We start from the raw sequence: 22,042 nt of genomic DNA, 5'->3' as shown, positions 1-22,042 counted from the left end.
GACATCCCGCACGCCGCGATCTCGACCTCGCTGTCGTCCCGAGCGATGCGAGGGATCCAGGGACCGTCGCGCATGGCCTCGCGAACGCCTCGCTCCACGACGCGCCGTGGCCGCGCCCGGCGTCGCGGCGCCCCCTCGGATGACGGAGGGACGAATGCGCCGCCGGCGCCCGCACCCGGTTGCGTGGCGGCGCGGGGCGTGATGAATAGGCGACGCCGGCGCGCCGGCGCGACCTTCCTTTCCGGTGCCGATGACCGCGTCGATTCCCGTGCCCGCGCCCGTCTCGCCTCCGCGGCGGCGGCCCTCGGCGCTCGCCGTGGCGGTGTCCGCCGCCGGCGCGCTGGTGGCGCTGCCGATCGTCGGCGTGCTGGCCTATCTGTTCGCGCCGAGCGGCACGGAATGGCGCGGCATGGCCGGCACGGTCCTGCCCGGCTACATCCTCAACACCCTGGCGCTGCTGCTCGGCGTGGGCGCCGCCACCGCCTTCGGCGGCATCGTCACCGCCTGGATCGTGACGATGTGCCGCTTTCCCGGCCGCCGGATCTTCGAATGGGCGCTGTGCCTGCCCTTCGCCGTGCCGGCCTATGTGCTGGCCTACGTCTACACCGACTTCCTGCAGTTCGCCGGTCCGGCGCAGAGCGCGCTGCGGGCGTTGACCGGCTGGGGGCCGCGCGACTACTGGTTCCCCGAGGTGCGTTCGCTGCCCGGCGCCATCGTGCTGTTCGCCGTGGCGCTCTATCCCTACGTCTACCTGATGGCGCGGGCGGCCTTCCTCGAGCAGTCCGTCGCCGCCTTCGACGCCGGCCGCACGCTGGGGCTGACGCCGTTCGCCGCCTTCCGCCGCATCGCCCTGCCGATGGCGCGGCCGGCGGTCGCCGCCGGGGTGGCGCTGGCGCTGATGGAGACGCTGGCCGATTTCGGCGCCGTCGCCTATCTCGACGTCCCGACCTTCACCACCGGCATCTACCGCGCGTGGTTCTCGTTCGGCGATAAGGCCGCCGCCGCCCAGCTCGCCGCCGGATTGCTGCTGTTCGCGCTGGCGCTGCTGGCGGTGGAGCGGCTGTCGCGCGCCTCGCGCCGCTTCCACGCCAACGCCCGGCGCGAGCGGCCGGCGCCGGCCTTCACGCTGCGCGGCTGGCGCGCGGCGGCGGCGGTGTCGGTGTGCGCCGCGCCGGTGCTGGTCGGCTTCGCGCTGCCGGTGGCGATCCTGATCCGCTTCGCGCTGATGTCGGGCGACGCGCAGTGGGGCGCACGCTACGTCCGCCTGACGCTCAACAGCGTCACGATAGCGGCGCTGACGGCGCTGGCCGTGGTCGCGCTGGCGCTGGCGCTGGCCTACGCGGCGCGCGGCGCGCGGCGCGGTCCGGTGGCGTGGATCGTGTGGCTGTCGGGCATGGGCTACGCCATTCCCGGCGCGGTGATCGCGGTCGGCATCCTGGTGCCGCTGGCGGCGTTCGACAACGCGCTCGACGCCTGGCTGCGGGCCACCACCGGGCTGTCGAGCGGCCTGCTGCTGACCGGCTCGGTTGCCGGCGTGGTCTACGCCTGCACCGTGCGCTTCCTCGCGCCCGGCCTGCAGGCGGTCGAATCGGGGCTGGAGCGCGTCACCCCCGGCGTCGACGGCGCGGCGCGCACGCTGGGTGCCGGCCGGCGCGAGACGCTGGCGCGCGTGCACGCGCCGCTGCTGCGCGGCGCCATCGCCAGCGCGGCGCTGATCGTGTTCGTCGACGCGATGAAGGAGCTGCCGGCGACGCTGATGATGCGGCCGTTCGATTTCGACACGCTGGCGGTGCAGGCGTGGAACCTCGCACGCGACGAGCGGCTGGCCGAGGCGAGCACGGCGGCGCTGACCATCGTCGCCGTCGGCGTGCTGCCCATCCTGCTGCTGACCCGCGCCGCCCTGCGCCGTCCCGCGCGGTAGCGCGGCGACGGACTCGACGGCGCGATCCCGAGTCGCGGCGAATTCATGCGCCACCGCGCGCGATGCCGTGTAGCTTCGCGCCCCGGGCGCCGGGTCCGCGACAAGGAGACCATCGATGCGCTTCATTCTCGCGGCCCTGCTCTGCCTGCTGACGGGCGCGGCGGCGGCGCAGGAGCATCCGGTGTTCAACACCAAGGTGCATCCGCCGCACGCCACGGCGCTGCTCGACATGCTCAAGGCCGGCGGCCTGATCCTGTACTTCCGCCACGGCGCGACGCCGGACTACATGGAGCCGGGGATCACGGATTTCGCCGACTGCGCGCCGCAGCGCATGCTCAACGCGCTGGGCCGCGCGCAGGCGGCGCGGATCGGCGAGGCGATGCGCGGGCTGGCGCTGCGGATCGACAAGGTGATCTCGAGCCCGTACTGCCGCTGCGTCGACACCGCGACCATCGCGTTCGGCCGCGCCACCGCGAGCGAGGACGTGCGCGACGGCGGCGACAAGGCGGCGCTGCGCCGGCGGCTCGCGACCAAGCCGCGGGACGGCTTCAACGACGTGATCCTCGGCCACGGCGGCGCCAGCGGCATGTTCGGCGAGGAGTTCCTGCGCGAGGCCGAGGCGATGATCCTCCGGCCCGACGGCGCGGGCGGCTACACGCTGATCGCGCGCATGCGCGTCGACTCGTGGCACCAGCTCATGCCCAGCAACCGCGTGCCGCCGCCGGACAAGCCGCGCGCGCCATGAGGCGCGGCCGGCGGGCAACCGTCGTGCCGACGCACCGCGCCGCAAACGCATCCCTCGTCCGGTTTTCCGGCATTCGACGCATTTCAGCGCCGACAGGCGCCGGGGCCCGTCCGGGGAGGACCGCGTGCCATCCGGAAGAGGACCTCGACACCCGCTCCAAAGCGGGGTTGCCGGTCCATCCGACGGCCGGACTCGGCGCCCACGGGCCGGTCTAACTGGACGTCGACCCCGTCGCACAGAACCGGTGCCCCTCGCCGCAAGCCTCGCTGGACAGACGCCCGCCGCTCCCGCATCTATGCGCGGTGCGACGGACGGGGAGCGGCTTCATGGGTGGCGTCAAGGCGGGCGTGTTCGCGGCGGCTCTGGCCGGCGTCGTGGCGATGGCGGGCGCGGCGCGGGCGCAGATCCCGCCGGAGTGGCCGCCCGGCGCCCAGGCCGTGCTGACCGAACTCGAAAAGGGCACGCCGCTGGCCGCCCGGCCGTTCGGCATCGAGACGCGGCAGGGCTGGAACTGGGCGCGCGCGTGGCGCCTGCACAACAACCGCAACACCGAGATCGTGCTGACGGAGTACTTCGCCTTCGTCGCGCTGTGCCGCTGGCACGGTTGCGGCGACGGCGCGCCCAGGCCGCAGCCCGCCGCCAAGGACAAGGGCAAGGCAGCCCCGGCGCCGGCCGCGCCGGGCGCCGTCGCGGGCAAGCCGCTGGCCGTGCGCGCCGCCGAGGTGAAGGCGGAGCGCGCCAAGTACGGACCGGGTCACCCGAGCGACGCCGCGGCCCTGCTCGACGCGTCGCTGAAATGGCTGGGCGATCTCCAGGGCGCCGGCGACGGGCCGAAGAAGAACGTCGCGCTGTGGTCGAAGGACAAGGATCTGGCGTCGGCCGATTTCGCGATCTCGAACATCTGGACGCTGGGCTGGATCCTCGCCCGGGCCGAGCCCGACCCCAAGACGCAGGCCGAGACCATGGCGCGCTTCGGCCTGTTCGTGAACGGCAGGGCGTGGATCGGCGACCGCTGCGTCGACATCACCAAGGTCGCCGTCATCCTCGACGCCCCGCCCAAGGTCGAGACCTGCAAGTAGGCCCGACGCCACCGCCGCCCCTCCCACGCCGCGCCGGAGAACGGCGGACCCGACCTTCTACTCCGCCGCCTTGGGCTTCTTCTGGGCGCCCCAGAAGCCGAACATCGACCCGGCGACGCGGCGGATCTGGATCTCCTCCGAGCCCTCGGTGATCCGGTAGCGGCGGTGGTGGCGGTAGATGTGCTCGAACGGGTAGTGCCGCGAGTACCCGACGCCGCCATGCACCTGCATCGCCCGGTCGGCGGCGTCGCAGCACAGCCGGTTGCCGCGGTAGTTGGCCATCGCGACCCACGGGCTGACGTCCATGTGGTGCTCGCGGTCGAGGTACCACGCGGTCTTGCGCACCAGCCCGCGCACCATCTCCGCCTCGGTGTGCAGCTCGGCGAGCGGGAACTGGATCGCCTGGTTGCTCGAGAGCTTCTTGCCGAAGACAACGCGCTGGTTGGCGTAGGCGACGCTCATGTCGATGCAGTACTGGGCCGCGCCCAGCGACGAGGCGGCCTGGCGGATGCGGTTCTCGTGCACGAAGGTCTGCGCGACGTCGAGGCCATGGCCTTCCTGGCCCAGCATCGTCGACGCCGGCACCACGACGTCGCGCAGCGACACCTCGGCGTGGTCGCTGGGCATGTTGAAGGTCCACCACATGTACTCGACCTTGAATCCCGGCGTCTTCACCGGCACCAGGAAGCAGCTGATGCCGCGGGCGTCGCCGGCCTTGCCCGAGGTGCGCGCGAAGACCAGGTCGTGGGTGGCGCTGTGCATGCCGGTGTTGAACCGCTTCATGCCGTTGATGACCCAGTCGCCGCCGCGCTTGACCGCCGTGGTCTCCATGAAGGTGGCGTCGGAGCCGTGCAGCGGCTCGGTCAGGCCGAAGCCGACCCGCGCCTTGCCGGCCATCATCGGCTCGATGAACCGGTCCTTCTGCTCCTGCGTGCCGAAATGGTGCAGCAGCAGCGCGACCGGGAAGTTGCCGACGATCGAGCTCTCGTTCTGCAGGTCGTTGTGCAGCCCCAGCCCCTTGTGCGCGAGATGCTCGCGGATGATCGCCATGGCGAGGTTGCTGCCGTCCTTGCCGCCCAGCGCCTTGGGCAGCGCGTAGCGCAGGTGGCCGGCCTTGTCGGCGCGCCGGCGCATCTCCATCAACAGGTCTTCCCACTCGTGCCGGGGCTGGCCGTCGTTGTCCCAGTTGGTGCGCGCGTGCTCGCGGCGGTGGTCGAAGTAGCGGATGTTGTCGTCGGCCCGCTCCAGCGGCTTGATCTCGCGCTCGATGAACGCGTCGAGCTCGTCGAGATAGGCTTTGATGTCGGCGGGGATCTCGAAATCCATGGCGCGGCTCCCGGTATGAACGACCGTTTACCTTATAGCACCCCGACGCCATGCCGGTTCAAGGCGAGATGCGGCCGGCGCGGTGGCCCGCTCCGCCCCGCGGAAGCGGCGTCAGACGGCACCGCGGTCCCATGGATGGTCGAAGCGGTGGTCGCGGGCGCGGGCCAGCGCGGCGCGCAGCGCCACCGCGATCTCCAGCCGCTCGTCCGGCGTCAGGAAGCGGCCGATCACCAGGCGCTGGCCGCGCGACACCAGCGTCAGGCGGCTCTCGTGCACCGGCGGATCGTCCATCTCGACGCGCAGCCAGTAGGCGTCGAACGTCGTGCGCTCGACCTCGCCTTCGGGATCGATCCGCTCGACCGCCAGCGTGCCGTCGGCCAGCGTCAGCGTCTCGGTGAGTCGGCCGCTGCGGTAGTTGAGCCGGAACAGCCAGACCACCAGCGCGACGTCGAGGCCCATGAAGCCGACGATCGGCCAGGCGCCGAGCGCGAACATCGGCACGCCGAGGATCAGATTGGCGCCGATCAGCACGGCCACCAGCGCGCGGAAGCCGTCGCGCGACAGGCTGCGGTGCGGCACCAGGACGGCGTGGAACGCCGCCGGCGCAGCGCTGGCGGCTTGAGCGGAGGCGGTCGACATGGCTACACCTTAGCCGGCCCCCGCCGCGCCCGCCACGGACGCGGCGTCGCGGACGCCGCCGGGGAGCGCCTGCCATGCCGCTGATGAAGCCGCCGGAGATCGCCGAGTTCTTCGCGCGGCTGCGCGCGGCCAATCCCGAGCCCAGGGGCGAGCTGGACTATGGCAACGTCTACCAGCTCCTGGTCGCCGTCGTGCTGTCCGCCCAGGCCACCGACACCGGCGTCAACCGCGCGACCAAAGCGCTGTTCGAGAAGGTGAAGACGCCGGCGCAGATGGTGGCGCTTGGCGAGGACAAGCTGATCCAGCACGTCAAGACGATCGGACTGTTCCGCGCCAAGGCGAAAAACGTCATCCGGCTATCGGAGATGCTCGTGGAGCGGCATGGCGGCGAGGTGCCGCATGACCGCGCCGCGCTCGAGGCGCTGCCGGGCGTCGGCCGCAAGACGGCCAACGTGGTGCTGAACATCGCCTTCGGCGAGCCGACCATCGCGGTCGACACGCATCTGTTCCGGCTCGGCAACCGCACCGGGCTGGCGCCGGGCAAGACGCCGCGGGAGGTCGAGGACAAGCTGCTGAAGCGGGTGCCGGCGGAGTTCATGCGCCATGCCCACCACTGGCTGATCCTGCACGGCCGCTACGTCTGCAAGGCGCGCAAGCCGGATTGCGCGTCGTGCGTCGTCGCCGAGCAATGCAAGTTCAAGGGCAAGAACACGGCGGCGTGACCGCCGGACGCGGCGTCAAAGGCGGCCGGCGCGGCGCCCCACCGCCGGCAGCGGACCCTGGCGCGAGGCCCGCGCGCCACGCGTCATCAGGCGCAACGTCTCGGTCTCCAGCCCCTTCAGCGCGCCTTCTGTCTTGAGCAGGCCCGCTAGGCGCAGCACGACAAGGCCGTGCATCGCGGCCCACATGGCGTGGCCGACCAGCAGCGGATCGCCGTCGATCAGGCCGGCCGTCTTCATGTCCTCGGCCTGCCGCGTGATGAAGGCGCGCGCGCGGGCGCTCTCGTAGGCCAGCTCGGGATGCGCCGTGTCCTCGTGCCGGTGCAGATCGAACATGATCCTGTAGGCGGCGGGGTTGGCGTAGGCGAAGGCGAGGTAGGCGGCGCCAACGGCGCGGGCCCGGTCGGCCGGGTCGACGTACCGCCGCGCCTCGGCGTCGAGCGCGTCGGCGAAGCGGCGGAACGCGTCGGCCCGCACCGTCGCCAGGATCTCGTCCTTGTCCTTGTAGTAGCGGTACGGCGTCTTCGGACTGCATCCCAAGTCCGCCGCCAGCCGCCGCATCGTGACGCCGTCGTAGCCGTAGCGCGCGAACTGGTCGGTGGCGACGGCGCACAGGCGCGCACGGAAAGCGGCGATATCGGCGTCGGTGAGTATCTTGGGCATCGCGGGCTAGGCCGGAACGCCGGGATCGCGCGCCGCCATGCCGTCGAACGCGCCCAGCAGGTCGGCGCGCCAGCGGTGCAGCGGGTCGTCGGCCTCGATCAGCCGCAGCGGCGAGACGGTCTTCGCCCACATGAAGGCGCCGAACACGCAGTAATCGGCGTAGCCCGGCCGATCGCCGCATAGATAGGGCTGCCGCGCCACGGTCTGGCGCACCGGCTCCAGCGCGCGGCGGAAGGCGGCGATCTTCGCGTCGGGATCGGCGCGCATCGCCTCCAGCGTCATCCCCGCCTTCTTCTCCCGGTCGGCGCGGAAGTAGGGCTGGTCGGCCGCGGGGATGTGGTCCCACGTCGCCGGCCACAACAGCAGACGCAGCGCGCCCAGCAATTCGACATCGGCGAAGCGGTTGACGAACAGCGTCATCGCCCGGCCCTTGGCGCCGCCGAACAGGGTCGGCCGGTCGGGATAGAAATCCTCCAGATGCTGGGCGATCATCCAGCTGTCGTGGATCCAACGCCCGTCGTCGACCAGCACCGGCACGAGCCCCTGCCCCGACGGCGCCAGCTTGTGCTTCTCGCCGTAGCCGATCGGCACGCGCTCGACATCGAGCCCCTTGTGGGCCAGAGCCATGCGCGCGCGCCACACGAACGGGCTCGGCTCGCGGCCGCCCTCGATGCGCAGCGTGTAGAGCTGGAGTGCCATGGCCGGCGCCTACGCCGTCTCCTCGAACAGCTCGCGGCCGATCAGCATGCGGCGGATCTCGCTGGTGCCGGCGCCGATCTCGTAGAGCTTGGCGTCGCGCAGGAAGCGGCCCGTGGGCAGGTCGTTCATGTAGCCGACGCCGCCCATGATCTGCATGGCGTCGAGCGTCATCTGCGTCGCCTTCTCGGCCGCGTAGAGGATGGCGCCGGCGGCGTCCTTGCGCGTCGTCTTGCCGGCGTCGCACGCCTTGTTGACGGCGTAGACGTAGGCGCGGCTGGCGTTCATCGTGGTGTACATGTCGGCGATCTTGCCCTGCACCAGCTGGAAGGTGCCGATCGGCTGGCCGAACTGCTTGCGCTCGTGGATGTAGGGCAACACCACGTCCATGCAGGACTGCATGATGCCCAGCGGCCCGGCCGCCAGCACGGCGCGCTCGTAGTCCAGCCCGCTCATCAGCACGTTGACGCCCTTGCCGACGGCGCCGAGCACGTTCTCCTCCGGCACCTCGCAATCCTCGAACACCAGCTCGCCCGTCGACGAGCCGCGCATGCCCAGCTTGTCGAGCTTCTGCGCCACCTTGAAACCCTTGAAGCCGGTCTCGACGATGAAGGCGGTGATGCCGCGGTGGCCGGCGGCGGGATCGGTCTTGGCGTAGACCACGATCACCTGCGCGTCGGGACTGTTGGTGATCCACATCTTCGTGCCGTTCAGCACGTAGCGGTCGCCCTTCCTCTCGGCCCGCAGCTTCATCGACACCACGTCCGAGCCGGCGCCGGACTCGCTCATCGCCAGGCTGCCGACGTGCTCTCCCGACATCAGCTTCGGCAGGTATTTGCGCTTCTGCGCGTCGTTGCCGTTGCGGCGCAGCTGGTTGACGCAGAGGTTGGAGTGCGCGCCGTAGCTGAGCCCGACCGAGCCCGAGCCGCGGCTGATCTCCTCGACCGCGATCGCCTGCTCGAGATAGCCCAGCCCGGCGCCGCCGTACTCCTCCTCCACGGTGATGCCGAGCAGGCCGAGCTCGCCCATCTTCGGCCACAGCTCGCGCGGGAAGCGGTCGTCCTTGTCGATCTCGGCGGCGATCGGCGCGACCTCGTCGGCGGTGAACCGCCGCACGGTTTCGCGGATCTGGTCGGCGGTCTCGCCGAGCATGAAGTCGAACGGCGGCAGGGAATTCGGGATCATCTCGGCGCTCCGGCGGGTCGGGACGGGGGAACGGCGCGGCTCACTCGTCCGGCCGCACCCGGACGTTGATGCTGATGAGCTTCCAGGCGCCGTCCGACATCAGGTAGTCGAGGCTGAAGGAGACGCGGCTGGGCTTGGTCGCGAAGTAGCCGCGGATCAACAGCGCACCGCGCCCGTCGATCACGGGATCCTCCGACATGACCGGCTCCTGGGCGGCGATCGGCGCGATGTCGATCCCCTGGTCGGAGAACGACCGGAACGCCTGCCGCAGCTTCTCCGGCGTGAACTGCTGGCGGAACGGCGTCGCCAGCCGGGCGTGGAACACGTCGAAATTGCCGCTCTGGACGGCGTCGTTGAAGCCGATCAGCGAGTTCTTGATCAGCACCTCCTGGTGCGTCGGCGACGGCATCCGCTGCGCGGCGGCCGGCGCCGCGGCCGCCGCGACGGCGAGCAGCGACAGCGCCGCGACGATCCAGCGGCGCGCGACGATGGGGAGGCGCGCGACAGGGGCGCATCGGGCGAGGGTCATGGCTTCACTCCGCGTCGGACGGCTATGTCCGCCGTCTAGCCCGCGCCGCCGCCGGCGCGGAGTCTTTCCGCCGCCGCCATCACAGCAGGAACAGGGCCGCAAGCCCGAGGAAGGCGAGGAAGCCGATCACGTCGGTCACCGTCGTCAGGAACACGGTCGACGACACGGCGGGATCGATCCGCGCGCGCTGCAGGCCCAGCGGGATCAGCGTGCCGGCCAGCCCGGCGGCGACCAGGTTCAGGACCATGGCGGCGCCGATCACGGCGGCGATGCGCCAGTCCTGGAACCACACCCACGTCACCGCGCCGACCAGGACCGCGAACATGATCCCGTTGGCGCCGCCGACGAAGATCTCCTTCACCACGAAGCGCAGCGCGTTGGTCGCCGTCAGCTCGCCGGTCGCCAGCGCCCGCACCGCGACGGTGACGGTCTGGGTGCCGGCGTTGCCGCCCATCGAGGCGACGATCGGCATCAGGACGGCCAGCGCCACGATCTTCTGCAGCTCGACCTCGAACTGGCCGATCACCGCCGAGGCGAGGAAGGCGGTGCCGAGGTTGATGAACAGCCACCAGAAGCGCGAGCGCGTGGTGCGCGCCACCGGCTCGTGGATGTCGATGGTGGCGACGCCGCCCATCGCGGCGATGTCGGCCTCGGCCTCCTCGTCGATCACGTCGACCACGTCGTCGACCATGATCACGCCCAGCAGGCGCCGCTCGTCGTCGACCACGGGGCAGGACACGAGGTTCTGGTCGCGGAAGACGTGCGCCACCGCCTCCTGGTCGGCGGTCACGGGAATCGACGGGATATCGGGATCCATGATCTCGACGATCGGCACCGGCCGTTTGGCGCGCAGCATCCGGCCGAGCGCGACGGAGCCGCGCAGGCGGCGTTCCGAATCGGTGACGAACAGGTCGTAGACGTCGTCCGGCAGGTCGGTCGCCTCGCGGCAATGGTCAATCACCTGGCCGACCGTCCACGTGTCGGGCACCGCGACCAGCGTGCGCTGCATCAGGCGGCCGGCGCTGTCCTCGGGATAGGCCAGCGTCTCCTCGATTACGGCGCGCTCGGCGGCCGGCATCTCGGCCAGCACCTCGCGCCGCTCCTGCTCTGTCAGGTCCTCGATGATCTCGGCGGCGTCGTCGGCGTCGAGCTCCTGGGCGGCGGCGGCGATGTCCTTGGCGTCGAGGCTGTCGAGGACGTCGTCGCGGACCTCGTCGTCGAGCTCGACCAGGGTCTCGGGGTCGAAGCTATCCTTGAGGATACCGACGAGTTGCGAGCGCTCGTCCGGCGCCACCTGCTCCAGCACGTAGGCGACGTCCGCTGGCCCGAGATCGGCGACGATCCGCCGGATCTCGTCGACCCGCCCGCGCGCCAGATCGTCGAGGATGCCGCGCACGAATGCCGGCGTGACCGGATCGAGCGGCTCGACGACGTGCTCGGATGGCGGGGCGGCGTCGGACTCGCTCACTGGACCCTCCCGGGGACGCCGGGCGACGGACCCGGACCTACGGTATAGCCGCCAAACACAAAGGCCGCCTCGTCGAGGCGGCCTTCGTTGTCGTGTCCCGTCCGGGCAGGAGCCGGATTGGCGCGGCCGAGAAGACTCGAACTTCCACGGTGTTACCCGCTAGCACCTCAACCGGCAACGCAACACCCAGACGGTTGATCTAAAACATCTATCCGGCTCCACACAAGTCGCGCCGGTCCAAAACATCCCCAAAACGGCGCAATGCGGCGCAACGGATAGTAGGTCAGCCGTTACCAGCCATGGTCACCGGCAGCGCCGCGACTCGCGGACACGTTCATCTGAGCGACGTCGACGTGCAAACGTGCCAGTTCATCTGAGCGCCACCCTCTCCTTTCTTTCCGTGGCACCAACCGCTTCTATTCAGCAGCTCACCCCAGACCTCTCGAGCGCCGCACGCCCGCCACGTATCCTCTACGTCTGGGGGTCCGCCACGGCACTTCGAATTTGCCTCCTGCCAACGGTCGACCATCTGAGCGGCGGTCGGTGTCTGGGCAAACGCTGGCCCGATCGCAAAAAATGCCAGCGCGAAAATCGCCGCCTTTAATGGCATCCCTGACCCCCATTGCTCGACTCAGTCGGGTCATGATGGACGAACCCAAAGCGGAAAGCGATGCCGTCGATGTGTCAGCCGCTCAATCCGCGCTAGCCTCGACCGCTAGGCGCGATAGCTGGCAACGATCTAGTGACTGGCTGGGGGATAGGCTGTAACGCGCTAGAGTGCGCTGAAATGAGCGCCGATGAGCGCAACGGCGGCGCAACGGCACAAAAAAGACCCCCGCTCGGGGGGTCTTCTTCTTGTCCGGTGTTCCCCAGGCTATCCGACGATACCAAGGACTTGGTGCGGCCGAGAAGACTCGAACTTCCACGGTGTTACCCGCTAGCACCTCAAGCTAGTGCGTCTACCAATTCCGCCACGGCCGCACTTGTCCGGTCCGCCGGCTGGGAACGGTCCGGCGGCCGGGAAACCCCGACCACCGTCCCGCGCGCGGGGGATAGCAAATCGACCGCCGCGGGGCAAGGCGCCCGCGACGGCGCGCCGGGTGGCGGGCCGGCATCCGAGCGGCCATATTCCGGGGCATGACGATGCCCGGCCCGATCGAATGGCGCGTCGCGGACCGGCCGGTGCCGTATCCCGAGGCGCTGGCGGCGATGGACGCCCGCGTGGCGGCGATCCGCGACGGCGCCGCGCCGGAGATGGTGTGGCTGCTGGAGCATCCCCCGCTCTACACGGCGGGCACCAGCGCCAAGGCGGGCGATCTGCTGGCGCCCGGCCGCTTCCCGGTGTTCGCGGCCGGCCGCGGCGGGCAGTACACCTACCACGGCCCCGGCCAGCGCGTGGCCTACGCCATGATCGACCTGCGCGGGCGCCGCGGCGACGTGCGGCGCTACGTCCACGATCTCGAGGAGTGGGTGATCGGCGCGCTCGCCCGCTTCAACGTGACGGGCGAACGCCGGGCCGACCGGGTGGGCGTCTGGGTGGCGCGGCCGGACCGGCCGCCGCGCCCGGGCCCGGACGGCGCGTTGATTCCAGCCGAGGATAAGATCGCCGCCATCGGCGTGCGGATCCGCCATTGGGTGGCGTTCCACGGCGTATCGATCAACGTCGAGCCCGACCTGTCGCATTTCGACGGCATCGTACCGTGCGGCATCGCCGCGCACGGTGTCACCTCTCTGGTCGATCTCGGCCTGCCCGTGACGATGGCCGATCTCGACGCGGCGCTGCGGGAGTCGTTCGCCGAGGTGTTCGGCCGCGATCCGCCGGCGCCCAGGCCGGACCAGCCGGCGGCCTAGGCGCCGCCGGCCGTCGGCGTTATCGCCAGGTCCCCGGAGGCTGCGGCGGCTGACCGCCCTGCTGCTGCGGTGCGCCCTGCTGAGGCGGGTAGCCCTGCTGCGGCGGATATCCCTGCTGCGGCGGGTAACCTTGCTGAGGCGGATAGCCCTGCTGCGGGGGATAGCCCTGCTGCGGCGGGTAACCTTGCTGAGGCGGATAGCCCTGCTGCGGGGGATAGCCCTGCTGCGGCGGGTATCCCTGTTGCGGAGGATAGCCCTGCTGCGGCGGATAGCCGGCGGGCTGCGGCGGGTAGCCCTGTGGCGGATAGCCTTGCGGGTATCCGGCGGGTGCCGCCATGCCGGCGGGCATGCCGGCCGGTGCCGCGACCGCGCGCGCCGCCCGGCGGCCGCGCGCCAGCATCCACAGACCGGCGACGATCGCCGTGCCGAGGACCAGCAGCAGGATGCCGACCACCGGCCGGTAGACGATCCAGGCGATCGCGATCGTCAGCAGGCCGAAGAACGCCGTCAGCGCCAGCGCGATGAAGCCCGTGCCCATGCGGATGATGTCGCCGATGATTGGAATGACGTCGCCCAGCACGCCGAACGGGCGGAAGAACATCACCCAGCCGATGAACATCGCCACCAGCCCGACTCCGCGGATGATCCAGGTGAGCGTGGCGTTGCTGTCCTGCGCCGCCTTGAACATCTGCGCCGCCGGCACGAGCCCCTTCTCGAGCATCAGCAGCTGGTCGCCGGCCTTGGTCTGGTACGACGCGAAGCCGCCGCCGGCCTGCCGGCCGATCACCGACAGGTCGGGCGAGGTGACGACCTGGTAGGAGATGCGGATGTCGCCGATGCGCGGCTGCGCGGGATCGGCGCCGATGTAGATGCGGCCGTCGGCCAGCCGGCCCTGTCCGCCGGTGATCTGTCGCACGGTGGCGTCGACCGCGGGATCCAGGGTGAAGGCCGCGCCGCCGCCGACGCGGCTGAGATTGGCCTGCGAGAGCTGGAAGGCGCCCAAGGTCGCGCCCGAGACGGTGAAGTCGCGGCCGGTGTAGCGCATCTGCGGATTCTGGTGGCCGCCCTGCTGCTTGAAGCGGCTGGAGTCGTTGCGGCTGTCGGACCAGGTGCGGACATAGGTGTAGGTCGTGACCTTCTCCTCGCTGCCACCCATGTTCTTGCGCGTCTCGGTCTTCGACTCCTCCTTCCACTGGTACATCTCGGCCTTGCGGATCAGCCGGATCGCCTGCGTCGTCACGCCGAACTCCTGGTCCGTCACCGGCCCGGCGAGCTTCAGCGGACCCGAGACGTGCACCAGCGCGTTCTCGTTGGCGGGGTCGACGCGTTCGATCGCGACGCTCTTCACCAGGCCCGCGCCCTCGGTCAGCGACCGCGCGGTGGTGACGGCGCGGCCCTCGTTCCAGAACAGCCCGACGATCGAGCCGAGCCCGAGCGCGACGCCGACGAGCACGCCGACGATGGCCTCCTGGAGGCGCTGGAACCACGATTTACGCGTGGTCTCTGTATAGCCGCCGCCCTCGCCGCCGCCTTCGCCGCCGAACTCGCCGGGCGACCCCAGCCCGCCATCCGACGCCGCGCCGCTCCAGCTATCGCTCGGCGCCGAACTGCCGCTGCTTTCGTCGGACATCCCAAATCCCCCTGTCGCGCAATTCCGCCGCCGGTCACCTTATCCGTTCGGCGGGCGAATTGACCGCCCACCCGGCTTCGTGCCAGCGTCCGCCACCGTCCAACGCGACGGCGCGATGAATCATCCTACGGAGGCCCCTCATGATCCAGTGGAAAACCCTGCGCGCGCCGCTGGCCGCGCTGGCGCTGGCCGTCGCCGCGACCGTCGTGATCCCCGCCGGCGAGGCCTTCGCGCAGGCGACGTGCCGGACGAAGTGCACCGAGGAGGAGAATGCCTGCCTGTCGCGCACAGGCAACAAAAGCCAGTGCGGCGGCAAGGCCCAGACCTGCATGGCCAAGTGCAAATGAGTAGATGAGCGTCGCCGCGACGGCCCCTCAAGCCGTATCGCGGCGCGTGAATCCCGCAGCGACCTCCACGGCGCCGTCGGCCACCTCGACGCCGTCGACGCGCGCCGACGGCGGCCCCGCGCGGCAGGCCGCGATCATCGCATCGACCGCCGCCGGCGCTCCTGACAGGGCGGCCTCGACGCCGCCGTCGCGGCGGTTGCGAACCCAGCCGTCGAGGCCCAGCGCCCGCGCGCGGCGCGCGGTCCATTCGCGGAAGCCGACTCCCTGCACGATCCCGCGCACCCGCACCGTGACGACGCGCGGCGGCGACGTCATCGCGTCCACACTCCGGCGAGGCCGGCCAGCGCCTGGAACGTGAGCGCCACGCCGCTGGCGAGCAGCAGGCCCAGCACCAGCGTCCGGAAGCCCGCCGGCGAGACGTAGCGGTAGGCATGGGCGCCGATCCAGGCGCCGACCACCAGCACGGGCACCATCGCGGCGCAGCGCCACGCCAGCGCAGCGTCGATGTGGCCTGCGACGACGAGGCCGGCCAGCGCGACGGCGTGGCAGAAGCTGTTGAACATCGTGAACAAGGCGCGCTGGCGCTCGCGGGTCCAGCCGCGCAGGACGCCCCATACCGCCGGCAGCACGCCGCACAACCCCACCAGGCCGCCGAGCACGCCGCTGGCCCAGCCGACGGCGATGTCGGCGGGCTTTCCGGCCCGCGCGACCCGCAGCCGTCCGCCGGCGAGAAGCTGGAACGTGGCGAAGGCCGCGATGACGATGCCGATCGACAGGCGGAAGGTCGCCAGATCGACGCGCGCGATCAGCCACGTGCCGATCGGCAGGCCGAACGCGGCGCCGACCAGCATCGGCGCCAGCACCGGCCACTCGACGCGGCGCCACTGCGAGGGGATCGCCATCGACTGCGCGATCAGCGATCCGAACACGACCAGCGTCGCGAGCTCGGGGATCGGATAGCGCCAGACCCAGAACGACAGCGCGACCAGCCCGAACGCGAAGCCGGCGACGCCGGTGACGAACGCCGCCGCGAAGGCGCCGGCCAGCAGGACCGCGAGGTCGAGATCCACCGCGGCGTCTAGGCGAACTCGAGGATCTTCTGGTCGACCCGCAGGCTCTCGCCGGCCTGGGCGTGCAGCTTCGAGACGGTGCCGTCGCGCGTCGCGCGCAGCACGTTCTCCATCTTCATCGCCTCGACCGTGGCCAGCGCCTCGCCGGCCTTGACCTCCTGACCCTCGGCCACCTGCACGGCCTTGAGCAGGCCGGGCATGGGCGACAGCAGGAACTTCGAGGTGTCCGGCGGCGCCTTCTCCGGCATCAGCCTCAGCAGCTCCGCGCGCCGCGGGCTGAGCACGAGCACGTGCGCCTGGCCGCCGGCGTGGAACAGCGTGTAGCCGGCGCCGCGCGGGTCGACCTGCGCGACGACGCGCCGGCCGTCGACCTGGGCGTCGAACAGCGGTTCGCCCGGGCTCCACGCCGTCTCGATCTCGAGCTCGCGGCCACCGACCTGGGCGACGAAGGCGCTGCCGCCGCCGCCGACATGGGCGCGGTGGTGCTCGCCGTTGAGGATCACGACCACGTCGTCCTCCGGCGGCGCCATGCCGGCGCGCTGGGTGACGATCTGGTCGATGGTGGCGGCGATGCCGACGAGCACGGCGGGATCCTTCGGCGGCAGGTGCGCCGCCGTGAAGCCGCCCTTGAACTCCTCGGCGATGAAATTGGTCGTCAGCCTGCCGGCCCGGAAGCGCGGATGCGCGATCAGGGCGGCGAGGAAGCTCATGTTGTGGTTCAGGCCGCGGACGTAGTACTCGTCGATCGCCTCGAGGAGACGGTCGGCGGCGGCGTCGCGCGTCGGGCCGTAGGCGCACAGCTTGGCGATCATCGGATCGTAGAACATGCTGATCTCGCCACCCTCGTACACGCCGGTGTCGACCCGCACCGTGTCCGAGTTGGCCGGCGCCCGGTACTTCACCAGCCGGCCGGTCGAGGGCAGGAAGTTGCGGAACGGATCCTCGGCGTAGACGCGCGCCTCGACGGCCCAGCCCTTGAGCTCGACGTCGGCCTGCGCGAACGGCAGCTTCTCGCCGGCGGCGACGCGGATCATCAGCTCGACGAGGTCGAGGCCGGTGATCAGCTCGGTCACCGGGTGCTCGACCTGCAGCCGCGTGTTCATCTCGAGGAAGTAGAAGTTGCGGTCCTTGTCGACGATGAACTCGACCGTGCCGGCCGACTTGTACTTCACCGCCTTCGCCAGCGCGACCGCCTGCTCGCCCATCGCCTTGCGCGTCGCGGCATCGAGGAACGGGCTGGGCGCCTCCTCGATCACCTTCTGGTGGCGGCGCTGGATCGAGCATTCGCGCTCGCCGAGATAGACGCAGTCCCCGTGGGCGTCGGCCATCACCTGGATCTCGATGTGGCGCGGCTCCTCGACGTACTTCTCGATGAACACGCGGTCGTCGGCGAAGCTCGATTTGGCCTCGCTGGTCGCCGAGTCGAAGCCCTCCTTGGCCTCGGCGTCGTTCCACGCCAGTCGCATGCCCTTGCCGCCGCCCCCGGCCGACGCCTTGATCATCACGGGATAGCCGACGCGGCGCGCGATCTTCACCGCCTCGTCCGAGTTCGGGATCGCCTCGAGGTGCCCGGGCACCGTGCTGACGCCGGCCTTCTGGGCGAGGATCTTGGACTCGATCTTGTCGCCCATCGCGTAGATGGCGTGGCTGTCGGGACCGATGAACACGATCCCCGCCGCCGCCAGCGCCTTCTGGAACTCCTGCTTCTCCGACAGGAACCCGTAACCGGGATGCACCGCCTGCGCGCCGGTCGCCTTGCACGCCTCGACGATGCGGTCGACCAGCAGGTAGCTCTGGGCCGAGGGCGGCGGGCCGATGAACACCGCCTCGTCGGCCTCGCGCACGTGCAGCGCGTCGGCGTCGGCCTCGGAGTAGACCGCCACCGTCTTGATGCCCATCGCGCGCGCCGTCCGGATCACGCGGCACGCGATCTCGCCGCGGTTGGCGATCAGGATCTTGTCGAACGGCGGCTTCGCGGGACGCGACGCCAGGGTCTTGGCCGCGGCGGGCGACGGCGCGTCGCCCGCGGGGGCCGCCTTGGCGGCCGGCGCCTTCTTCGTCGCGGGCTTGCGTGCGGTGGCCATGGGTCTCTCCTTCACCAACGCGTTCAATGCAGGGGCCGCTCGGACAGGCCGAGCGCGCGGATAACGAAGGCCAGCCGTTCGGCGACTTCCTCGAGCGCCTTGTAGCGCCCCGACGCGCCGCCATGACCGGCCGACATCTCGGTGCGCAGCAGCAGCACGTTGTCGTCGGTCTTGCTGGCGCGCAGCTTCGCCGCCCACTTGGCGGGCTCCCAGTACGTCACGCGCGGATCGTGCAGGCCGGCGCTGATCAGCATCGCCGGATAGGACTGGCGCGCGACGTTGTCGTACGGGCTGTAGCCGCGGATGTAGTCGTAGAAGACCTTGTCGGCCGGGTTGCCCCATTCGACGTATTCCGGCGGCGTCAGCGGCAGGGTCGAATCGAGCATCGTCGACAGCACGTCGACGAACGGCACCATCGCGAGCACGGCGCCGAACAGGTCGGGCCGCATGTTGGCGACGGCGCCCATCAGCATGCCGCCGGCGCTGCCGCCCATCGCCGCGATGCGGCCGGGACGCGTCGCGCCGACCGCCACGAGATGCTCGGCGCAGGCGATGAAGTCGGCGAAGGTGTTGCGCTTCTTCAGCAGCTTGCCGTCGTCGTACCAGCCGCGGCCCATCTCCTCGCCGCCCCGGATATGGGCGATCGCCCAGATCACGCCGCGGCGCAGGAACGGCACGCGGCCGGACGAGAAGCCCGGATCCATCGACGCGCCGTACGAGCCGTAGCCGTAGAGCAGCAGCGGCCCGCCGCCGTCGGCCGGGGTCGCGCGGTGGCGCACCGTCGTGATCGGCACGCGCGCGCCGTCATGCGACACGGCCCACAGACGGTCCACGACGTAGTCGGCCGGGTCGTGGCCGGGCACGCGCGTCGCCTGCAGCTCGTCCAGCCGCGCGGCCGGGACGTCGTAGTCGTACCAGGTGCTGGGACGCGCCGGCGACTGGTAGACCAGCCGCAACGTCCGGCGATCCCATTGGCGTCCGCCGGCGACGGAGATCGTGTAGGCCGGATCGGGGAACGCGACGATCCGCCCTGCGGACATGTCGCGGTGGCCGCCCTCGACCACGCGCACGCGCTTCAACCCCTCGGCGCGCTCCGTCAGCCACCAGAAATCGCGCGCCGCGCCGAAGCCGGCGATGAAGACGTCGTCGCGTCCCGGCACCACTTCGGTCCAGTTCGCCTCGCGTGGATCGGCCAGAGGCGCGCGCACGAGGCGGAAGTTGAGATGGCGGTCGTTGGTGCGGATCAGCAGCTCGTCGCCGCGGTCGACCACGTCGTATTCATGGTCGTCGCGCCGCGCCAGAACGAGCGTCGGCGCCGCCGCCGGCGCGTCCAGCGGCAGCAGCCGCGTCTCCGAGCTGTTCTTGGCCGCCGATTCGATCTGAAGAAAACGGCCGGACGCCGTCTCGCCGATGCCCAGGAAGAAGCCGGGATCGGACTCCTCGTAGACCAGCGGATCGTCCCCGGTGGCGCCGAGCGTGTGGCGGTGCACCCAGCGCGGCCGTTGCTTGTCGTCCTGTCGGACGTAGAACAACGTCGCCGAATCGGCCGACCACGCCAGACCGGGCGCGCAGGCGGCGGCGCCCTCGTGGATGTCGGCGCCGGTCGCCAGGTCGCGGACGCGCAGACGCAGCCGCTCCGAGCCGTCGCGGTCGTCGAGGATCGCCAGCCGGCGGTGGTCGGGCGACACGGCCCAGCCGCGCACGGCGTAGAACGGCTTGCCGACCGCCTCGACGTTGGCGTCGAGGATCGTGGTCTCGGGGCCGTCGAGCGCGTCGCGCCGGTACCACGACGGATACTCCTGCCCGGCGCGGAACCGGAAGCCATACCAACGGCCGTGGATCCAATCCGGCGGCGCGGTCTCGTCCGGCACCACCAGCGCCTTGAACTCCTCGAGCAGCGCCGGGCGCGGATCGCCCTCGCCGCCGAGCACGGCGTCGACATAGGCGTTCTCGGCCGCGAGATGGTCGAGCACGCGCTTGTCGTTGACCTCGGGATAGGCGGGATCGCGCAGCCAGTGGAACGGATCGTCCCGCCCGTCGGCGTGGCGGTACGGCTCCTCGCGCGCGCGGCGGCGCGGCGAAGGCGGACTGGCGGAACGGACCGGGCATCGCGGTCACGACGGGCGGCACCGGGGCGTCACAGCGGGATGTTGCCGTGCTTGCGCCAGGGATTCTCGAGCTTCTTGTTCTTCAACAGCGCCAGCGCCTTGTTGACGCGCCGGCGGGTGCCGTGCGGCATGACGACGTCGTCGATGAAGCCGCGGTTGGCGGCGATGAACGGGTTGGCGAATTTCTCGCGGTACTCCGCCTCGCGCGCCGCGATCTTCGCGGGATCGCCGATGTCGGAGCGGAAGATGATCTCGACCGCGCCCTCCGCGCCCATCACCGCGATCTCGGCGCCGGGCCACGCGTAGTTCACGTCGCCGCGCAGATGCTTGGACGCCATGACGTCGTAGGCGCCGCCATAGGCCTTGCGCGTGATGACGGTGACCTTGGGCACGGTGGCCTCGGCGTAGGCGTAGAGCAGCTTGGCGCCGTGCTTGATGATGCCGCCGTACTCCTGCGCGGTGCCGGGCAGGAACCCGGGCACGTCGACGAAGGTGACGATGGGGATGTTGAAGGCGTCGCAGAAGCGCACGAAGCGCGCCGCCTTCTTCGAGGAGTCGATGTCCAAGCAGCCCGCCAGCACCATCGGCTGGTTGGCGACGAAGCCGATCGTGTCGCCGTTCATGCGCCCGAAGCCGACGACCATGTTGCCGGCGTAGTCGGGTTGCAGCTCGAAGAAATCGCCCTCGTCGACCACCTTGTGGATCAGTTCCTTGATGTCGTAGGGCTTGTTGGGATTGTCCGGCACCAGCGTGTCGAGTGAGAAATCGTCGCGGAACGGATCGTCGCGCGTCGGCCGCGACGGCGCCTTCTCGCGGTTGTTCAGCGGCAGGAAGTCGTAGAAGCGGCGCAGCTGCAGCAGCGCCTCGACGTCGTTCTCCAGCGCGAGATCGGCGACGCCCGATTTCGTCGTGTGCGTGATGGCGCCGCCCAGCTCCTCCTGCGTGACCGTCTCGTGCGTGACCGTCTTCACCACGTCGGGACCGGTCACGAACATGTAGGAGCTGTCCTTCACCATGAAGATGAAGTCGGTCATGGCCGGGGAGTAGACCGCGCCACCGGCGCACGGACCCATGATCATCGAGATCTGCGGGATGACGCCCGACGCCATGACGTTGCGCTGGAACACGTCGGCGTATCCCGCGAGGCTGTCGACGCCCTCCTGGATGCGGGCGCCACCGGAATCGTTGATCCCGATCACCGGCAGGCCGTTTTTCATGGCCGTGTCCATGACCTTGCAGATCTTCTGGGCGTGCGCCGCCGGCAGCGATCCTCCGAACACGGTGAAATCCTGGCTGAACACCATGACGGGGCGGCCGCCGATCTTGCCGTGGCCGGTCACCACACCGTCGCCGGGATACCTCTGCTCCGCCATGCCGAAATCGGTGCAGTCATGCTCGGCGAACATGTCGAATTCTTCGAAGGAGCCGTCGTCGAGCAGGATCTCGAGACGCTCCCGCGCGGTCAGCTTGCCTTTGGCGTGCTGCGCCTCGATGCGCTTGGCGCCGCCGCCGAGGCGGGCCGCCGCCCGCCTTTCCTCAAGGCGCTGGAGCGTATTCTGCATTGGGTCTCCCCCGACGACTATCCGTTCGCAAAACGCGCGCCATCCCGAGCCCCGGCCGGACCCGCGCGGCATCGCGTTCGAAAAAGCGCCCGCCCATACCACCGCACCGCCAATGACGCTAGGCGGCCTCGTCACCGGACTGTAATTTTATTGCGCGACGATCGCCGGCTGTACAGTGCCGCAGAGACGCCGAACGCCGAGAGGAATGTCGTGCCGCCGCCGGCGGCGCCCTCATGCGGCGCATCCCGGCCGCGACACGGATCGGTTCGTTGGCGAGCCCGCGGATCCTCTCCGCCCGCGGCGCGGGTGTCCCTCTCTACATGTTGAATGTCGCGCCGACCGCCGACGCCGCAGGCGGCCGCCAGTCGTGGCGGTCCTCGGGTGGCCATCGGGCCGGTGCATCCGGTCGACGACGTCGGC

General features: G+C 70.7%; 18 protein-coding genes, 1 tRNA gene and 1 pseudogene. 6 read left to right on the top strand and 14 right to left on the bottom strand.

Annotated elements, in window-relative coordinates; genetic code table 11:
- Nucleotides 1–250 precede the first annotated feature (250 nt).
- The 3 genes from IPK81_20015 to IPK81_20005 all read left to right on the top strand — a co-directional run bounded on the left by IPK81_20015 (nucleotide 251) and on the right by IPK81_20005 (nucleotide 3,745).
- Nucleotides 251–1,921, top strand: a complete 1,671-nt coding sequence (locus IPK81_20015; GenBank protein ID QQS15185.1) for an iron ABC transporter permease — start codon at nucleotides 251–253, stop codon at nucleotides 1,919–1,921.
- A gap of 115 nt (nucleotides 1,922–2,036) precedes the next feature.
- Complete coding sequence (locus IPK81_20010) at nucleotides 2,037–2,666, top strand: histidine phosphatase family protein (GenBank protein ID QQS11806.1); 630 nt, start codon at nucleotides 2,037–2,039, stop codon at nucleotides 2,664–2,666.
- Between the two features lie 326 nt (nucleotides 2,667–2,992).
- Nucleotides 2,993–3,745 carry a hypothetical protein gene (locus IPK81_20005; GenBank protein ID QQS11805.1) on the top strand — a complete coding sequence of 251 codons (753 nt, stop codon included), beginning with the start codon at nucleotides 2,993–2,995 and terminating at the stop codon, nucleotides 3,743–3,745.
- Nucleotides 3,746–3,802: 57 nt separating this feature from the next.
- Here the strand turns inward: IPK81_20005 and IPK81_20000 are convergent, their stop codons facing one another.
- Together IPK81_20000 and IPK81_19995 are read right to left on the bottom strand one after the other, a co-directional pair.
- Nucleotides 3,803–5,071, bottom strand: coding sequence for an acyl-CoA dehydrogenase family protein (locus tag IPK81_20000; protein ID QQS11804.1), 1,269 nt, complete (start codon nucleotides 5,069–5,071; stop codon nucleotides 3,803–3,805).
- Nucleotides 5,072–5,182: 111 nt separating this feature from the next.
- Entirely contained in the window at nucleotides 5,183–5,710 is a 528-nt protein-coding gene (locus IPK81_19995; GenBank protein QQS11803.1) for a DUF2244 domain-containing protein, read from the bottom strand.
- Between the two features lie 83 nt (nucleotides 5,711–5,793).
- Between IPK81_19995 and nth the strand changes: the two genes are divergently transcribed.
- The gene (gene nth / locus IPK81_19990; protein ID QQS15184.1) at nucleotides 5,794–6,432 is read left to right on the top strand and encodes an endonuclease III; all 639 of its coding nucleotides are present in this window, start codon (nucleotides 5,794–5,796) and stop codon (nucleotides 6,430–6,432) included.
- Nucleotides 6,433–6,447: 15 nt separating this feature from the next.
- On the opposite strand, the gene IPK81_19985 is transcribed toward nth, so the two are convergent.
- The 6 genes from IPK81_19985 to IPK81_19960 all read right to left on the bottom strand — a co-directional run bounded on the left by IPK81_19985 (nucleotide 6,448) and on the right by IPK81_19960 (nucleotide 11,951).
- On the bottom strand, nucleotides 6,448–7,092 hold the full coding sequence (locus IPK81_19985) for a TetR/AcrR family transcriptional regulator (GenBank protein QQS11802.1): 645 nt from the start codon (nucleotides 7,090–7,092) through the stop codon (nucleotides 6,448–6,450).
- A 6-nt stretch (nucleotides 7,093–7,098) separates the two neighbouring features.
- Nucleotides 7,099–7,791, bottom strand: a complete 693-nt coding sequence (locus tag IPK81_19980) for a glutathione S-transferase N-terminal domain-containing protein (GenBank protein QQS11801.1) — start codon at nucleotides 7,789–7,791, stop codon at nucleotides 7,099–7,101.
- Nucleotides 7,792–7,800: 9 nt separating this feature from the next.
- Nucleotides 7,801–8,973, bottom strand: a complete 1,173-nt coding sequence (locus IPK81_19975; GenBank protein ID QQS11800.1) for an isovaleryl-CoA dehydrogenase — start codon at nucleotides 8,971–8,973, stop codon at nucleotides 7,801–7,803.
- A 40-nt stretch (nucleotides 8,974–9,013) separates the two neighbouring features.
- Nucleotides 9,014–9,502: a hypothetical protein gene (locus IPK81_19970; GenBank protein QQS11799.1), complete on the bottom strand. Its 489-nt coding sequence runs from the start codon at nucleotides 9,500–9,502 to the stop codon at nucleotides 9,014–9,016.
- 79 nt (nucleotides 9,503–9,581) lie between these two features.
- Nucleotides 9,582–10,970 (bottom strand): magnesium transporter, encoded by a 1,389-nt coding sequence (gene mgtE, locus IPK81_19965; GenBank protein ID QQS11798.1) that lies wholly within the window; start codon nucleotides 10,968–10,970, stop codon nucleotides 9,582–9,584.
- 896 nt (nucleotides 10,971–11,866) lie between these two features.
- A tRNA-Leu gene (locus IPK81_19960) sits at nucleotides 11,867–11,951 on the bottom strand.
- A gap of 156 nt (nucleotides 11,952–12,107) precedes the next feature.
- On the opposite strand from IPK81_19960, the gene lipB reads away from it, so the two are divergent.
- A complete protein-coding gene (gene lipB / locus IPK81_19955) occupies nucleotides 12,108–12,821 on the top strand; it encodes a lipoyl(octanoyl) transferase LipB (protein ID QQS11797.1) in 714 nt (237 codons plus the stop codon).
- Between the two features lie 19 nt (nucleotides 12,822–12,840).
- Here lipB and IPK81_19950 read toward each other — a convergent pair whose 3' ends face one another.
- Nucleotides 12,841–14,451 carry a TMEM43 family protein gene (locus tag IPK81_19950; protein ID QQS11796.1) on the bottom strand — a complete coding sequence of 537 codons (1,611 nt, stop codon included), beginning with the start codon at nucleotides 14,449–14,451 and terminating at the stop codon, nucleotides 12,841–12,843.
- A 140-nt stretch (nucleotides 14,452–14,591) separates the two neighbouring features.
- Here IPK81_19950 and IPK81_19945 point away from each other — a divergent pair, with 140 nt between their 5' ends.
- The gene (locus IPK81_19945) at nucleotides 14,592–14,798 is read left to right on the top strand and encodes a hypothetical protein (protein ID QQS11795.1); all 207 of its coding nucleotides are present in this window, start codon (nucleotides 14,592–14,594) and stop codon (nucleotides 14,796–14,798) included.
- 27 nt (nucleotides 14,799–14,825) lie between these two features.
- Here the strand turns inward: IPK81_19945 and IPK81_19940 are convergent, their stop codons facing one another.
- From IPK81_19940 to IPK81_19920, 5 genes and pseudogenes are all read right to left on the bottom strand, one after another.
- On the bottom strand, nucleotides 14,826–15,113 hold the full coding sequence (locus IPK81_19940) for an acylphosphatase (protein QQS11794.1): 288 nt from the start codon (nucleotides 15,111–15,113) through the stop codon (nucleotides 14,826–14,828).
- The gene (locus IPK81_19935; GenBank protein QQS11793.1) at nucleotides 15,110–15,868 is read right to left on the bottom strand and encodes a sulfite exporter TauE/SafE family protein; all 759 of its coding nucleotides are present in this window, start codon (nucleotides 15,866–15,868) and stop codon (nucleotides 15,110–15,112) included. Before IPK81_19935 ends, IPK81_19940 begins: the two co-directional genes overlap by 4 nt.
- An 8-nt stretch (nucleotides 15,869–15,876) precedes the next feature.
- Nucleotides 15,877–17,952: an acetyl/propionyl/methylcrotonyl-CoA carboxylase subunit alpha gene (locus IPK81_19930; protein ID QQS11792.1), complete on the bottom strand. Its 2,076-nt coding sequence runs from the start codon at nucleotides 17,950–17,952 to the stop codon at nucleotides 15,877–15,879.
- A gap of 23 nt (nucleotides 17,953–17,975) precedes the next feature.
- Nucleotides 17,976–20,027, bottom strand: a pseudogene (locus tag IPK81_19925) (S9 family peptidase).
- 62 nt (nucleotides 20,028–20,089) lie between these two features.
- On the bottom strand, nucleotides 20,090–21,622 hold the full coding sequence (locus IPK81_19920; GenBank protein ID QQS11791.1) for an acyl-CoA carboxylase subunit beta: 1,533 nt from the start codon (nucleotides 21,620–21,622) through the stop codon (nucleotides 20,090–20,092).
- Nucleotides 21,623–22,042 lie beyond the last annotated feature (420 nt).

It is taken from the genome of Rhodospirillales bacterium (assembly GCA_016699855.1).
Taxonomy (GTDB): Bacteria; Pseudomonadota; Alphaproteobacteria; order Reyranellales; family Reyranellaceae.
The sequence above is the reverse complement of the archived record's forward strand: the minus strand, read 5'-3'. Positions and strand labels throughout refer to the sequence as shown.